The organism is Ignavibacteriales bacterium, assembly GCA_026390815.1.
Taxonomy (GTDB): Bacteria; Bacteroidota; Ignavibacteria; order Ignavibacteriales; family SURF-24; genus JAPLFH01.
On the sequence record JAPLFH010000057.1, the window covers coordinates 73579 to 89923 of the forward strand.

Below are 16345 nucleotides of genomic sequence, written 5' to 3' on the forward strand. Positions count from 1 at the left end.
ATATTTATTCTTTGTTCTAATAAAGTTTTTTGGTTATCGATTATTCTGATGATCGGTAGTGAAAATATCCTTTTATCAAATGATAATATTTCAAGGAACGATACTCTTGCGCTTATTGGTAAGAAAGTAATTACTTCGGATGAATTTAAAAGCAAGTATAAAGAAAAGCTGGTAAAACTTGGTTTAACAGATAATGGTGAAACAAGAAAAAATTATTTGATAAATCTTACTGAGGATGAATTACTAATTAGTGAAGCAAAGAACAAAGGTTACAACAAGACAGAAGAAGGAGTTTCTGAACATAAAAGATTAGAAGTGCAGGAGCTGCTAAATGCCTACTCAGAAAAACATATCTCACCAAATCTTGTAATTACAGAAAATGATTTAAAAGATCTTTATTTAAAGTTCAATACGAAAATAAAAGTAAGTCACCTCTACGCTCCCACCAAAGACAAAGCAGACTTGCTTTATAACAGATTATTAAAAGGTGAAACTTTTGCTGACCTTGCAAAGGAAACTTTTGCCGATCCATATTTAAAAGAAAGCGGCGGATCGCTTGGATATATTTCAGTTGATGAAATGGATCCTGATTTTGAGAAGGTGGCGTACTCTTTAAAAATTGGAGAGATTTCAAAACCGGTAAAGACAGTTGAAGGTTATAGCATTATTCGTGTTGAAGACATCAAACAAAATCCTTTTACTACAGAAAACGAATTCCTTAAAGCTCACGATAAAATAAAAGCGCTTGTCCGAAAGAGGAAATATGAAGAATCAGTAAAAAATTTAACACACAAACTTCATCTTGATCTTAACATTCATTTTAATAAAGCATTCATGCCAAGATTTTTCGAGATGACGCGACAAAAATCTTTTATTGATCAGATTGAGAAAGGGATTTCTTTTATCTCTCAAAAGGATTTGAACACTCCAATTGTTAACTCAAAAGAAGGTAAGTGGAATTTGCGGAAAGTTATTGATGAACTAAAAAAAACAAAAGAGGTACAGAGAGGCTGGATCAGATCAGAAGAAAATCTGGAAGATTTTATTTCTGGTTTAATTATACGTGGATATATTGTGAGAAATGCAAAAACTGAAAAGTTAGATCGTACTGAAAAATTCAGAACAAATGTGGAATACAATTTCGATACTTATCTTCTCGCTAAGATAGAAGAAGAAATAAAAATGCAAATTAAAATTTCTCCAGATTCAATTAAATCATTTTACGAAACGAATAAAAATCTATTTAAAACAAAGCCGGAAATCCGGTTAAATTCCATTCTTCTTGATAAATCCACTTTAGCTGATTCTATTAAACTATTGTTGGAAAAAGGGGAACCGTTTGAAACACTTGCAAAAAAATATTCAATTCAGAAGCAAACTGCAGTTGTTGATGGGGATATTGGATTTTTCCGGAAAGAAGAATTAGGAAGTCTTGGTGATAAGGTTTTCTCATTATCCATTGGTAATTGGGTAGGTCCTTTTGCTGATGATGGAAAATATGTTTTCTTAAAGTGTACAGACAAAAAAAACTCTACTTATAGATCGTTGAAAGAAGCTACCGGAGATATTGCAAAGCATCTTTCATACATAGAGTTGAATTCAAAGAAAACAAGTTTAGTTGAATTGCTGAAGAAGAAAATGCAATACCGGTTATTTTCAGAAAAGTTGAATCAAATTAAAATTTAAACTGAAATAGATAAGAAATGGAAAAAGAAAACAAACTCATTACAATTATTCTATTTTTATTACTAACCGGATTTACAATTGCCCAAAGCTCCGGAAAAGTAACGGGGAAAGTAACCGATGCTTCCACAGGAGAACCTGTTGTTGGTGCAACTATAATTGTTGATGGAACTTCTTATGGCTCGGTTGCTGATATAAATGGTGATTATATAATTGTAAAGGTTCCATCAGGCAGTTACAACATTGTTGCTACAGCTATCGGTTATACAAAAACTACAATACAGAAAGTACAAGTTCTTGTTGATCTAACTACAAAGCTTAATATCATTTTATCTTCAACTGCAATTACTCTTGGACAAGATGTTATTATAATTGCCCAGGTACCGATGGTAAAAAAAGATTTGACTTCAACTGAATCCCGGGTTACTTCTGATGAAATACGACAACTGCCACTTCAAAATTTAGATCAGCTAATTACTTTGCAGGCAGGTGTAAACAAAGATGCCGGAGGTGGAATCCATATCCGCGGAGGGAGATCGAGTGAAATTTCTTATTTGATAAATGGTGTAAGCATAACTGATGATTACTCTCGTTCGCAGGCATTGACGATTGAGACTGAATCAGTTCAGGAATTGCAAGTTATAAGCGGAACTTTTAATGCGGAGTATGGAAATGCTTTAAGTGGTGTGGTAAATATTGTAACCAAAACTGGCGGAAGTAAATTCCAAAGTAATGTTGAGTTGTGGTCAGGCGATTACTTGAGCACACATAAAGATATTTTTTGGAATATAGATAAAGTTAGTCCGTTTGCCAATTATAATTTTCTGACTTCGTTTGGCGGTCCAGTTATAAAAGATCAACTTACTTTTTTTGCAACAATTAGAAAGTATTATAATAGCGGATATATTTATGGACGTAATGTTTATAATCCACAAGGAAGATATAAATTAATTGACGGACAGTTTGAATCTAATCCCGGTGATAATTCATATATATCTATGAACTCAAGTAATAGATGGAGCGGACAAGGCACGATTGACTGGCGTATGTTCAAAGATCTCAGATTAAAAATAGATGCCTTCGGCAGTATGGAATCCAATCGTAATTATGATCATTTATATAGGCTAAATCCAAACGGTACAATGGGAGGTAAAAGCAAAGGCTATAGTTTTTTTACAGGATTAACACACACGATACTCCAAAATACTTTTCAGGAATTTACTTTTGCCTACAAGTATAATGATTTTAATTCTCAGCTTTATGATAATCCTTACGATTCACGTTATGTTCATCCGGATTCGCTAAATATATCAGGCTATCATTTTTTAAGAGCCGGAACAAATCTTAACCGTTTTCAGCGTAATACAAAAAGCATTATTGCAAAGTGGGATTTTACCAGTCAGATAGATAGAATAAATCTTACCAAACTTGGTCTGGAAATTCAAACAGATAAAGTTTTTTATGAAAATATTAATTTAATACCGGCTGTAAATACAAATGGGCAGCAGCTGGTTCCGTTTGTTCCATTCATTCAAGGTATCGAGTCACCGCAACATGATAGATTTGAACGTTCACCATTTAAATTCAGTGCATACATTCAGGATAAAATTGAATTTGAAAGTTTGATTATTAATGTAGGTTTACGTTTTGATTTGTTTAATCCCAATGGACAAGTACCAGCTGATCCTGAAGATCCGAACATTTACAATCCTTTTAAACAGGAACATATTTACAAAGATCTTAATGGTGATGGCAAGATTGGTTTAGATGAACAGACTGATGTAAACAAATTAACCGTTGCTGAACGTGAGGCGTTCTGGTACAAAAAGGCATCAGTAAAAACACAATTAAGTCCGCGCTTTGGTATTGCATATCCAATAACGGATAAGGGAATAATTAGATTTTCTTACGGTATATTCCAGCAAATACCGGAATACAGCCAGTTGTATTTAGGTGATCAATTTAAATTAACTTCAGCCCAGGGAATACAAGGTCCATTCGGTAATAATGATCTTAAACCACAACGTACAACAATTTATGAGCTTGGATTACAACAACAAATATTCGAGAATGTTTCAATCGATGCTACGGTTTTTTATCGCGATATCCGAGATTGGATTTCTTCAAGTCAACCGATACCTACATACCTGGCTGGAATTTCTTATTCAGAAAGAATAAATCGTGATTTTGCAAATGTTAAAGGAATTACACTCGCCATCAATAAAAGATTTAAGGATTATTTTTCTTTTGGGATCGATTACACTTTTCAGGTTGCTGAAGGAACAAACTCATCACCGGATCAAGAGTTTTATGCGCAACAGAATGGTTCAGAACCAACCCGCGTTTTAACCCCGCTCAATTGGGATCAGACTCATACGCTGAACGCAAATATTTACGTCGGTACTTCTGATTGGGGAATAAGTTTAATTTCTACTTTAAGCACCGGTCAGCCATATACACCAACTTTAATTCAAGGTGCTTATGCCGGCAGAAATATTTTAACAGGGCTTGCACAAAACAGCCGGCGTAAACCTCTTATTGCAAATTTGGATTTGGAGTTACACAAGAATTTTGACTTCTCAAATTTCAGCATGCAATTCTTTGTAAAAGTTTTCAATCTACTTGATATGAAAAACCCGCTTACTGTTTTTGGTGATACAGGTAAACCGGATTACACTTTGCAGGAAAAGACAGTTATTGAGTATGATAATAGTTGGTTTGCTTATCCAAATTATTATAGTGAACCAAGGAACATTTATGTCGGCACAAAAATCTCTTTATAGAGGAAGTGAAATGGTAAGATCAAAAATATTTTTGTCTGTGCTGCTTGGAATTGCATTATCAATACCGGTCAGCAGCCAGGTAATTTCTCATAAACCTTCAGATTTCAGAAGCGATGTTAATTATAGACGTAATTCTAATGTTGATGGTAACAATATAAGGGCAACAATTTTCAATTCAGGTTACTCAGGTGATCCATCAAATCGTCCTGATTATATTGAGTGGGAATGGCCAAAAAATACAAATCGAATTTATATTGCCCTCATTGATATTCTAATTGGTGGTGAAGTTCTTGATAACAGCGGGCAAATAAATCATCTTGTTGAAGTCCCACAATCACGGACTGATCCAACAACCGGTAATTCCTGGAATATGGAACCAGTCTCAGGTTTTATAGATCCGCAGCAAACTGAAATTGCCCGGAGTGATAAACTTAGCTCATGGCCTACAGCAGTTCAGAAAGGCTGGCGCGATAAGCGTACTGATCCGATAGATCCAGGATGGGTTGGTTCGTGGAATGGTTTTTTTGGAAAAAACATTTTTAATGCCGATCAGGAATTCTATTATGTTACTTCAGATGATCTTTACAAACGAATTCCTTACACTCCTGATACAACGGATAGATCGCGTGGAGGTCTTGGTCTTATTATGGATGTGCGTACTCTGGCTTGGTCACACATTTTAATTAATGATATCATTTTTTCAATTCACGATATTAAAAATGATGGAACAAAAACAATAGACAAAACATCATTCTCTATGTTTGTTGCCGATTGGGTTGGTGGTGATGATCCGGATGATTATCCCTATGTTGATTTGCAGACTGCAACTACATTCCTAACTGATGCCAACAGAATTGGTTCTGAAGCTTTTGGAACATCTCCGGTTGGTGTTGCGTCACTAAAATATCTGGAAACTCCCGGTAATCAGGTAAATGGAATTGATGATGATGGAGATTCAGATGACCATCCAGAACTAATTGCAGGCATTTCCGGCAATCCTGATACTGTTGTTCCGCACTTTACAACCAATGATTTTTTAGAAAGAACAATTAGACCGGGTGATAAAATTGTGCTAATTGAACCTGAAACATTTAATAGAATTATTACAACTTATCCAATTGGTGGCGGTACTGTTAAAAGTCTTGGTAAAGAATATGTGCTTCCTGTAAATGGAATTACTCTTAAAGAAGATACTCTTGCAAATGGTTTAGATGAAGATTTAAATGGATTAATTGATGAAAAAGAATCGCTTCACCTTTTCCATATTAATGAAATTACACAAACAACAAATCCAGTGAGATATATTAATTATTTATCTTTTGCTGTTGGTGATACAATCAAGCGCGGCTTTGTTGTAAGCCGAACAAATGCTGAATGGAATTATCAAAATGTTGCACCAATGATTGATGAATCGCGCGACGATGGATTTGATAATGATAATGATTGGGATGTATTCCTTGATGATAACGGATTAGACGGTGTTAGAGGTACCGGGGATGAAGGAGAAGGAGATGGAAAACCAACAAGCGGTGCAGGTACGGAATTCCCCGGAGAACCGAGCATTGATAAAACTGATGTTGGTGAAACTGATGCAATTGGAATTACTGCTGCATTCCAAATTCAAGATGGCATATTAAGTTTTAATACTTCACCGGATAAAGGGCTGTGGGATCTATTAATGATTCCTGGCAAAATAAATCTCGTAAGAAGAATCGGGGAATATCAAACATATGTATCATCAGGATATTTTCCTTTGCTGCCGGGTCAGAGACAAAGAATGGCAATTTCAGTTGCCATTGCCGGCGGTAATATTTCAAAAGATGCAGATATACAAAATGTAATTGATAAACAAAAAGAAGCAGCAAAAGCCTACAATGCCGATTATCAATTTGCTCAAGCCCCGCTGCAAGTTACCCTAACTGCTGTTCCTGGTGATGGCAAAGTTACACTTTATTGGGATAATGCTGCTGAAAGTTCGTTCGATAGATATATAGATAAAATTGGTGGTAATGGTAGTGACTTTGAAGGTTATAGAATCTACAGAGCAACAGACGCTGCATTTCTGGATTCAAAAATTATTACAGATGCATTTGGAGTAAAAACACTTATGCAGCCAATTGCACAGTTTGATTTGCAGGATGGTGTGAAAGGTTTACATCCGATTGATATTAAAGGAGTGAAATATTATTTAGGAAATGATAATGGTCTAAAACATGAATTTGTAGATAACGATGTTACCAACGGACAAAGATATTTCTACGCAATTACAGCTTACGATTTTGGTTATGAAGCTGCCCGGTTTGCTCCTGCAGAAACTCCAATTCAGGTTAATGTGTCTACGGATGGTACTATTACATATGGAAAAAATGTTGCGATGGTAAGACCAACCGAAGGCGCTGCCGGCATTATTCCCGCTGAAGTTGAATCATTAAACCATACAACCGGAGGTGCAAGCGGTACAGTAAATATTGATGTTGTAGATCCAAATCATATTAAGAATGGTCACGTTTACAAAATTTCTTTTAAAGATACTGTTTATAAAATTGAAAGTAAGGACGTATTTAAAACCAAATCTTTTACTCTTGAAGATACAACAACGCATTTAGTTTTGTTAAAAGATGATTCGCGAATAATTCCCGGTGATGAAATTCCTTTAACAGATGGTTTCCGACTAATTCTGGATAATATTCAGGAAATATCCTTTAATAATTTTAGAACCAGATGGAACAATCGTGATATTTATTCATTCAACTTTGATCCTTTTACATATCTAACAATCAAGGGTTCTCAAAATCCAAGTGACTATAAAATAATATTTGGTGATGTTGGAATTGGAAAATCAAAGGATACTACTTTATTTAGCAAAAAGTTTCCGGCTAAAGATGTTAATTTCAAAGTAATCAACTCAACACAAAATAAAAATGTTGAATTTGTTTTTAGCGAACGAGACGGCGATAATGGAAAACTAAGCATAGATTCAACCGGAAAAGTTGATGCAATATATTTCCTTGAAAATGATCAAACAGGAAAGAAACGATTTACATGGCAATTTGTACTGAATTTAAAAGGGAAAAGAAATCCTCAGGCTGGCGATACTGTAAACATTGTTCTCAACAAACCATTCCTTTCTTATGATACTTATAATATCAAAATGAAAAGTTCTTCCATTTTATTAGAGAAGGCAAAAAAAGATTTAGATAATATAAGGGTTGTTCCTAATCCGTACATAGCTGCCGAAACCTGGGAACCAAGAAATACTTTTACAAGCGGACGTGGTTCACGGGAAATTCATTTTATCAATTTACCAGCTAAATGTACAATCCGAATTTTTAATGTTAGCGGCGCTCTTATAAAAAAGATAGAACACGAAAATGCTTTTGAAAATGGAACTGAAATATGGGATGTGCTAAGCGATGAAAAATTCGAAATTGCATATGGAATTTATGTTTATCACGTAGATGCACCAGGAATAGGACAAAAAACCGGTACGTTTGCAATAATCAAATAAAAATTGAACAGCTATGAAAATAATTAACACAAAAACTGTAATTACAATTGTTCTGTTAGCAATTGTTTATCCTCAGCCTTTCTTTGCGGGGGGAATTAATAAAGTTGGAACGGCATCGGCAACATTTCTTAGAATACCGGTTGGAGCCCGTGCAGCAGGTATGGGCAGTTCATTTGTATCAATGATTGATGATCCGTCTGCTCTTTATTGGAATCCGGCAGTTATTTCATCTGTAAACTCGAATGCATTAATTTTTGATCATTCACCCTGGCTGCCAGGAATCAATTTTGATTTTGTTGGTATTGTGCTACCATTTGAAAATTTTAGTACGGTTGGTATTAGCGCTACAATATTACGAACAGATGAAATGGATGTAACTACTCCCGATGCACCAATGGGAACTGGTGAAACTTTTACTGCCTCAAGTTTTGCTCTGGGATTTTCTTATAGCCGCTACTTGACTGACAAGTTTTCAATAGGCGGGACGTTTAAATATATAAGAGAAACCATTTATAACTCCTCCGCCACCGGAATTGCATTCGATGTTGGGACGATATATGAAACTCCTTTTGCCGGAATTCGTCTTGGGGCAAGCATTTCAAATTTCGGTACAAAAATGCAGATGACCGGTGAGGATTTAAATGTACGAGTTGATATTGCACCGAATCAGGAAGGAAATAACCAGAGTGTTGTTGGTAAATTGAATACCGATGAATTTGACCTGCCACTCACAATGCGTCTTGGTATTTCCGGCGAGCTTGTTAAAAGTGATTTTATGCGGGTTACACTTTCTGCCGATGGAATTAATCCAAATGATAATGCTCAAAGTGTAAATGTTGGAACAGAGATTGGATTATTAAATGATGCATTGAGAATAAGAGGTGGTTTTAAAGATCTTTTCCTTAAAGAAAATGAAAACAATTTTACATTTGGTATCGATGTAAATGAAATAAAATTAATTGGTGGTGTTCTGGTTACTGCGGCTTATTCATTTCAAAAATTTGTTCATTTAAGAGATTCGAATCGGTTTACATTAATTATAAAATTTTAAAATTAATACAATTATTTATTGGAGGATAAAATGGGAAAAGTTATACGTAAAAAAATATTGTTTTATTTCTTATTCTTTACTGTGCTGCTCTCAGTTCAATCAGTTGCTCAAATGGTAACTGTAAAGATGAGAGTAAATACATCAACTTGTCTTGATACACTTAAATCAAACCACATTGTACTGGTTTGTGGTGAATCAGTAAAGAAAAATACTATTCCTACTATTACCTGGGATAATAAAACTGGTATAGCTGCTAAAAATATTGGCGGTGATTATTGGGAAGCCACTTTCAAAGCATCACCAGGAGATGAGATTAGATTTAAATTCGTTACTTATTTTAATCTTTCAACTCCAACATTTCATTGGACAGGTTGGGAAGGTCCAATTGATGCTGGCGTGTCATCTGGTGATAACAGAATGTTAATTGTGGGGAATAATGATACTACCCTTGCATTACAATTTTATAATGGCTGGGAAAGTAAAGTAAAACAATATTGGAGACCATTTAAATCAAAGCAAGATACAATAGCAGTTTATTTCAGAGTAAATATGGGTGGTACAGATTTCAATCCTGTAACGGGTTTAGTTGACGTTAGAGCTGGCTTACCATTAGGGGCAGATCCCACCTGGATAACAATCAAAACACTTGCACGCGAAATCAACAGTGTAAATGGTGGTTCGTTTTGGTCCGGAGTTGCATATGTTGCTAAAGCAAATGTAACATCCGGTGCTTTGCAGAAATATAAGTATGTTATTCAGCAAACAAATACCTGGGAAAACTTGGCAGATAGAACATTTATTTTCTCCAGCAATTTAATTGCATCAGGTGATACAACCATACATTGGAATTATTTTAATAATATGCCGCCAACAGGTCCAAAAGTAGATGCAAATATTTTATTCAGATTAAAGCTTGATGCATTAGAAAAAGCCGGTTTATTTAATGAAGCTCTTGGCGATAAAGTAGGAGTAACCGGACCAAAAGGTTGGGCTCCCCCAGAACCTGTTTTTGATACAGACCCAACAGTACTAAAGTTAACTTACAATTCGGATCTTGAAGAATGGAATTTGTTGGAACCATTTTCAAAGTTTCCAAAGGAAGTGATTTCATATAAATATTATATTGCATGGGATACTTCACGCGTAAGCCCAACCAATCCTAATTATATTCCCGGTCTTGCTTTAACTAATGGATGGGAAGAACCTGGTGTAACTGGTGGAGCAGATAGAAAATATATTTATACAACTAATCCTGAACAATCGCTTGCAGGTGATTTTGGAGCTGAGCAACAGTTCTTCAACAGCATTCCGCCGAATGGTGTAATTGAAAATCCAATTAGTGTTACATTCAAATTAAATATGGCACTTGCAACAAGTGCGGATTCAAATGCAACAAATCCTTTATTCAGACCAGGAATTGATAGCGTTTTCGTACAATTCGATGGTTGTATGGTTTCCATTACTCAAGGGAAAACAATGTATGGAACGGATAACCGGATTGAACTTTTAGATCCGGACGGCGATGGAATATATACCGGTACTATAGATTTAATCTCACCAACTTTCTATCAGCTATGTTATCGGGTAACTTATTCCAATGCTCCTGGTGCTTCTATTACAAATGGAGGAGGTAATTTGCTTGGGAGAAGATATTATCAGTATGTTCATCCAGTTTCTGTTGGGCAAGATGGAACTGTTACTTGGCCCACATCATTCGAACTATCACAAATGGAATGGAAAGCCTCTAATTTAACAGTTGAGACACCACCTGATCTTGATACTCCAACTGGTGTTGAAAATAAAAATTCTGCACATCTATTAGTATATTCTTTATATCAAAATTATCCGAATCCATTTAATCCATCAACTGTTATAACTTATTCAGTTCCGGAATATGCCCGTGTAAAAATTGAAGTTTATAATGTTTTGGGTCAGAAGGTTGCTTCGCTTATAAACAAAGAACAATCAACTGGAACTCATAGTTTAGTTTGGAATGCTCAAAATGATCTTGGTTCTAATTTAGCAACCGGTATTTATATGTTAAAAATGGAAACCGGTAAATTTATTCAAGTTAAAAAAATGTTATTAATACGATAATTTAAATGAAAAAAATATTTCTGATTTATATCGTTTATCTTTTTCAAATAAATGTTACTGCACAGGTAAATAGTGATTCCTTTATAAGAGGAGTGGATATATCGTTCACTCCTCAAATTGAAGATTTGGGAGGCAAGTATAAAGTTAATGGCGTAACCAAAGACGCACTTGATATTTTTAAAGAGAGCGGAGCCAATTATGTAAGGTTACGTCTTTGGTATGCTCCCTCTGATGGTTATTGTGGATTGGCAAAAACTCTTGATTATGCAAAACGGGTTAAAGCTAAAGGGTTTAGATTTCTGCTTGATTTTCATTACTCAGATTGGTGGGCTGATCCTGGAAAGCAAACCAAACCGGCAGCCTGGGCAAATCTTTCTTTTGATGTTTTAAAAGACAGTGTTTATGCTTATACAAAAAATGTAATCACTCAATTAAAAAATCAGAACACTCTGCCAGATATGGTTCAGATTGGAAATGAAATTACAGGTGGAATGCTATGGCCCGATGGAAAACTTTATGGAGTGCCTAATCCTGAAGATCAATGGAGAAAGTTCGGCGAATTACTGAAGCAAGGAATTAACGGAGTAAAGGATGCTGCCGGTGCAAATCAAGTTAAAATTATGATTCACATTGATAGAGGTGGCGATAATAATGGCTCAATTTATTTTTATGATCATCTGCTTGCACAAAATGTTAATTTCGATGTTATTGGACTTTCATATTATCCTTGGTGGCATGGCACTTTGATTAAATTGACTAACAACCTCAATGATCTTGCACAGCGTTATCAAAAAGAAATTGTTGTTGCAGAAACTGCATATCCATGGACACTTCAATATGAAAATGATGGACATGGGAATATAGTTGGCTCAAATACAACTTTACTTCCAAGTTATCCAGCAACAGTTAAAGGTCAGAAAGATTTTCTATTCTATTTATCAAAGCTGATTAAGGATACCAAAAACGGAAAAGGAATAGGATTTTTTTATTGGGAGCCGTCTTATATATCTGTTCCACCAATCGGATCTTCGTGGGAGAATCTTACTACATTTGATTTTAATGGCGAAGCATTGGAATCGCTTCAAGCATTTCAAAATATTGATAGTCTAAAATCCATTTCTGTTAGATTAAGAATAAATACATCTACAAATGGAGATACTATTTCTGTAAAAGATTTTGTCCAGATAAGAGGTGAAGTGAAAGGAACCAGTTCCAGTTTATTACCAGATGGTAAAATGGTTACCTGGGATGAGAATTCCCAATTGATTTGTAAAAATGTTGGTGGCGATTATTGGGAATGCCAGTTCCGAATGTATCCAGGAGATCAACTTCAATACAAAATATGGACGGGTAGAAATAAAAAAACGCCTACTTATCTAAGGTTGGGATGGGAAGGACCAATTCTTCCATGGGATAGCAGCAATGTTAATGCAAGATTATTTACAGCGTTATTAGATGATACAACGAATACAGTTGAATACTTTAATAACAATGGCATTCAGCAATTTCAATATTGGTCACTATTCCAAAATAAAACAGATTCTGTAGGAGTACTTTTTAGAGTAAACGTTTCTGAGTTAAATAAAAAAGGTTTATTTGATCCAACTGTTAATGGACCAATTACAGTCCGTGGTGATTCAGTTAGTTCTGCTAATATACTTTCTTGGTCAACAAATAAAATTATGTTAAAACGAGAAGAATCGAGTGTTGCTAACGGTTCCTTTTGGTCTGGAGTTGTTTATTTTCCCAAAAATAAAATTACAAGTGGAACAATAATAAAGTACAAATATTTTATTGATAACACTGCATTTGGTGGTTGGGAAAGTAATATAAATGATAGATCATTTAATTTTCCAAGTACGGATACTACTTTAGCATGGAAGTATTTTAACGATAAAATAATTCCAACAGGCGTTGAAGATCTTTTACAATCAGTACCCGAAAAATTTCAACTTACTCAAAACTATCCTAATCCGTTCAATCCAGAAACTACTATTAAGTTTTCAATTTCAGAAAGGAGTTTTGTTTCACTGCGGATTTATAATGTTTTAGGTAATCTTGTAAAAACATTAATTCAGGATGAAAAAGAAGCTGGCAGTTATTCAATAATTTGGAATGGTACGGAAGAAGCCGGCACAACAGTTTCATCAGGAGTATATTTTTTAAAGCTTGAGGCTGGAAGTAAAAACCAAGTCCGAAAAATGGTTTTGATAAGGTAAAAAAATATCCAATGATTTTTTATACAAAACATTTAAGTGAATGTAAAAATGAGAATGGTTAGAAATCTAATTTTGATATTTTTACTTATGGCTTCATTTGTTTATCCACAAAAAGATTCAGATAAAAACAAAGATGTTTTTGTGGATGAATCCGGAGTAATGCGATGGAAGGATTCAAATGAAGAAGTAAGTTTATTCGGTGTAAACTATACAACTCCCTTTGCGTATTCCTATCGCGCTCATAAGCGGCTTGGTTTATCCATTAAAAAAGCTATTGATATGGATGTAGCTCAAATGGTGCGTCTTAGTTTTGATGCGTTCCGTGTTCATGTGTGGGATAGAGAAATTTCAGATGAGTATGGAAACCTGAAACAGAATGAGCATTTGGATTTGCTTGATTATTTATTAGAAAAATTAGCTTCAAATGGAATTAAGACAATTATTACCCCAATAGCCTGGTGGGGAACAGGTTGGCCGGAACCAGATGAAAAAACGGAAGGATTCTCTCAGAATTATTCCAAGCAAGAGCTAATTACAAATCAAAATGCAAGAGCAGCCGAAAGAAATTATCTTAAACAATTTATCGAGCATGTTAATCCTTACAGAAAAATTAATTATAAAAATGATTCTTCTATTATTGCATTAGAAATTATTAATGAACCCTTTCATCCACAGGACGGAATAGAAACCACAAACTATATTAACGAGATGGTAAAAGTTATTCGCGATGCTGGATATTCCAAACCAATATTTTATAACATCAGTCAGAATTGGAGTGCCATACAAGCTCAGGCTGTAAGTAATGCAAATGTTGATGGCTTTTCATTTCAGTGGTACCCAACTGATTTAGTCCACAACAAAATGTTGCAAGGCAATTATTTGATGAACGTTAATAAATATTCTATACCATCGGAAAGTGTTATTGGATATAATAAGCGGGCAAAAATGGTTTATGAATCTGATGCCGCTGATGTTGGCGGTTCATATATGTATCCTGCTATGGCAAGAAGTTTCCGTGAAGCCGGAATGCAGTTTGCCACAATGTTTAGTTATGATCCGGTCCAGATAGCATGGAGTAACACAGAATATCCAACACATTACATGAACTTATTATACACGCCATCAAAAGCAATCAGCCTGATGATAGCTGCCCGAGCTTTCAAATTATTACCGAGGCAAAAAAAGTACGATGATTATCCGAACAATAATGTCTTTAGTCCTTTTCGCGTAAGCTACGAAGAGGATCTTAGTGAAATGAATACCGAAACAGAATTCTATTATTCGAACAATACTCAAAGTATTCCTTTAAATAAAAATTTACTCGAGCATATTGCCGGATGCGGCAGCTCTGCATTAATTAAGTATGATGGAACCGGTACATATTTCATTGATAAACTTGATGATGGAATTTGGAAACTTGATCTATATCCGGATGTAGTTTGGATTACTGATCCATTCGGTGCAAATAGTCTTTCCCGTAGTGTAGCTCGTTTGTTTTGGAATGAAAGGAAAATTAATGTTGATTTACCTGATCTTGGTAAAGCCTTCAAGATAAGTTCATTTAATAGAAAGGAAAAATTGAACATTGAAATAAATGAAAACTCATTTAATGTTAAACCTGGTATGTATTTATTAAGTCGCGAAGGTATATCATTTGGCAAAATTTTAAAACACCTAACTAAAGAAAATAATTTCTTTACCGACTTTTATCAACTACCAGAAAAAGAACCCAAGATTTATGTTATAAATAATTCGAAGAATGAAGTAACCGAGAATAAATCATTTGAAGCGAATCTAAAGATTTGCAGTTCAAAAAAAATTTGTAGTGTTAATCTTTTTATTAAAAGATTGGGCTGGAAAGGATTTGAAAAACATGAAGTTAAATTCATCAAAGGATTTGATTACAAAGTAAATATAAATTCTAATATCATTAAACCAGGATTGCTTCAGTATTGTATTGCAGTGAATGATGGACAAAAAACTTATACCTTCCCGGATGGAATAGAAGGTTCGCCGGATAGCTGGGATTTTAAATCAGATAAATTTTGGAATATTAAATGTGTGAGAAAGGATGACGCAATATTTCTTTTTGATGCGCTCCGCGATCAAAGAGATTTGATTTTTCCTCACTACAATCCTTCTATGAAATATAACTCTGATTATACGCTTGGTTCTTCTCCAGATAAAATAGCATTATCTGTACAAATTAATTTTAAGGGGTTAGTGGAAAAACCATTTGGGCTTCAACTTAATGTGGAAGATTTTTTGAAACCAAGGATGGAAGAATTGAATAAGTTTAATTTTATCACCATAAAAGGAAAAGCTTTACAAGACTCCGTATGTAATCTAACTATTCTCTTGAGGATGAAAGATGGTAATAGTTTTGCATCAAGTATTCAACTTATGAATAACTGGCAGGAATTAGTTCTACCTTTAAAATCTTTTATTGAAAAAGAATCCTTGGTACTTCCCGAATCTTACCCTTTGTTTTTACCTAAAATGTGGAAAAATTCAATGAATGAAAATCAAAAATTTAATTTAAACGATTTGCTTACTTTGCAAATAATATATCAGGATTCTGAAAATAGAATTGTGGGAAGCGAATACAAAGCAGGTTTCGAATTAGAAGAAATTACTTTAAACAAATAAATATTTTCGTTAGTAAGTATAATTCTGAATGAAAATTGATCTACATTGCAAATAATTCCTTTTCTACAGTCACAATGTATTAGGAAGGATATGAGAATCCATTCTAGTAAATTGCTGACGGTATCAGGATTAAACTCTTTAATTTCTATCAAAATATTGAGTAGGAATAATCATCCACAACGGAAATGCTTATCACTACGCGACTTTACAAATAATTCACAAATAGCACCACATCGTGCACACTTTTTAGTGATACTATTAAAGCAAGAGATCGTGCACGAACATCCCCATGGGGATGTTACCGATGTTTAGTAAATAATTAATTGCACAACATCGTACACACCTGCCTACCGAA

General features: G+C 34.6%; 7 protein-coding genes. All 7 read left to right on the forward strand.

Going from position 1 to position 16345, the window contains the following annotated elements:
• Nucleotides 1–48 precede the first annotated feature (48 nt).
• From NTX22_18000 to NTX22_18030, 7 genes are read left to right on the forward strand one after another with little or no spacing between them, the layout of a single operon-like run.
• Nucleotides 49–1686, forward strand: a complete 1638-nt coding sequence (locus NTX22_18000; protein MCX6152424.1) for a peptidylprolyl isomerase — start codon at nucleotides 49–51, stop codon at nucleotides 1684–1686.
• 17 nt (nucleotides 1687–1703) lie between these two features.
• The gene (locus NTX22_18005) at nucleotides 1704–4466 is read left to right on the forward strand and encodes a carboxypeptidase-like regulatory domain-containing protein (protein MCX6152425.1); all 2763 of its coding nucleotides are present in this window, start codon (nucleotides 1704–1706) and stop codon (nucleotides 4464–4466) included.
• A complete protein-coding gene (locus NTX22_18010) occupies nucleotides 4441–7974 on the forward strand; it encodes a hypothetical protein (GenBank protein MCX6152426.1) in 3534 nt (1177 codons plus the stop codon). Before NTX22_18005 ends, NTX22_18010 begins: the two co-directional genes overlap by 26 nt.
• Before the next feature lie 13 nt (nucleotides 7975–7987).
• Nucleotides 7988–9025 carry a PorV/PorQ family protein gene (locus tag NTX22_18015; GenBank protein MCX6152427.1) on the forward strand — a complete coding sequence of 346 codons (1038 nt, stop codon included), beginning with the start codon at nucleotides 7988–7990 and terminating at the stop codon, nucleotides 9023–9025.
• A gap of 30 nt (nucleotides 9026–9055) precedes the next feature.
• Nucleotides 9056–11122, forward strand: a complete 2067-nt coding sequence (locus tag NTX22_18020; GenBank protein MCX6152428.1) for a T9SS type A sorting domain-containing protein — start codon at nucleotides 9056–9058, stop codon at nucleotides 11120–11122.
• Between the two features lie 5 nt (nucleotides 11123–11127).
• Nucleotides 11128–13341, forward strand: coding sequence for a glycosyl hydrolase 53 family protein (locus NTX22_18025; protein ID MCX6152429.1), 2214 nt, complete (start codon nucleotides 11128–11130; stop codon nucleotides 13339–13341).
• A gap of 54 nt (nucleotides 13342–13395) precedes the next feature.
• Nucleotides 13396–15990: a cellulase family glycosylhydrolase gene (locus NTX22_18030; GenBank protein MCX6152430.1), complete on the forward strand. Its 2595-nt coding sequence runs from the start codon at nucleotides 13396–13398 to the stop codon at nucleotides 15988–15990.
• Nucleotides 15991–16345 lie beyond the last annotated feature (355 nt).

Excerpts from the sequence above, each read along its gene's own strand:
- NTX22_18000 (MCX6152424.1), top strand. The coding sequence starts at position 49 with ATGATCGGTAGTGAAAATATCCTTTTATCAAATGATAATATTTCAAGG.
- NTX22_18005 (MCX6152425.1), top strand. The coding sequence starts at position 1,704 with ATGGAAAAAGAAAACAAACTCATTACAATTATTCTATTTTTATTACTA.
- NTX22_18010 (MCX6152426.1), top strand. The coding sequence starts at position 4,441 with ATGTCGGCACAAAAATCTCTTTATAGAGGAAGTGAAATGGTAAGATCA.
- NTX22_18015 (MCX6152427.1), top strand. The coding sequence starts at position 7,988 with ATGAAAATAATTAACACAAAAACTGTAATTACAATTGTTCTGTTAGCA.
- NTX22_18020 (MCX6152428.1), top strand. The coding sequence starts at position 9,056 with ATGGGAAAAGTTATACGTAAAAAAATATTGTTTTATTTCTTATTCTTT.
- NTX22_18025 (MCX6152429.1), top strand. The coding sequence starts at position 11,128 with ATGAAAAAAATATTTCTGATTTATATCGTTTATCTTTTTCAAATAAAT.
- NTX22_18030 (MCX6152430.1), top strand. The coding sequence starts at position 13,396 with ATGGTTAGAAATCTAATTTTGATATTTTTACTTATGGCTTCATTTGTT.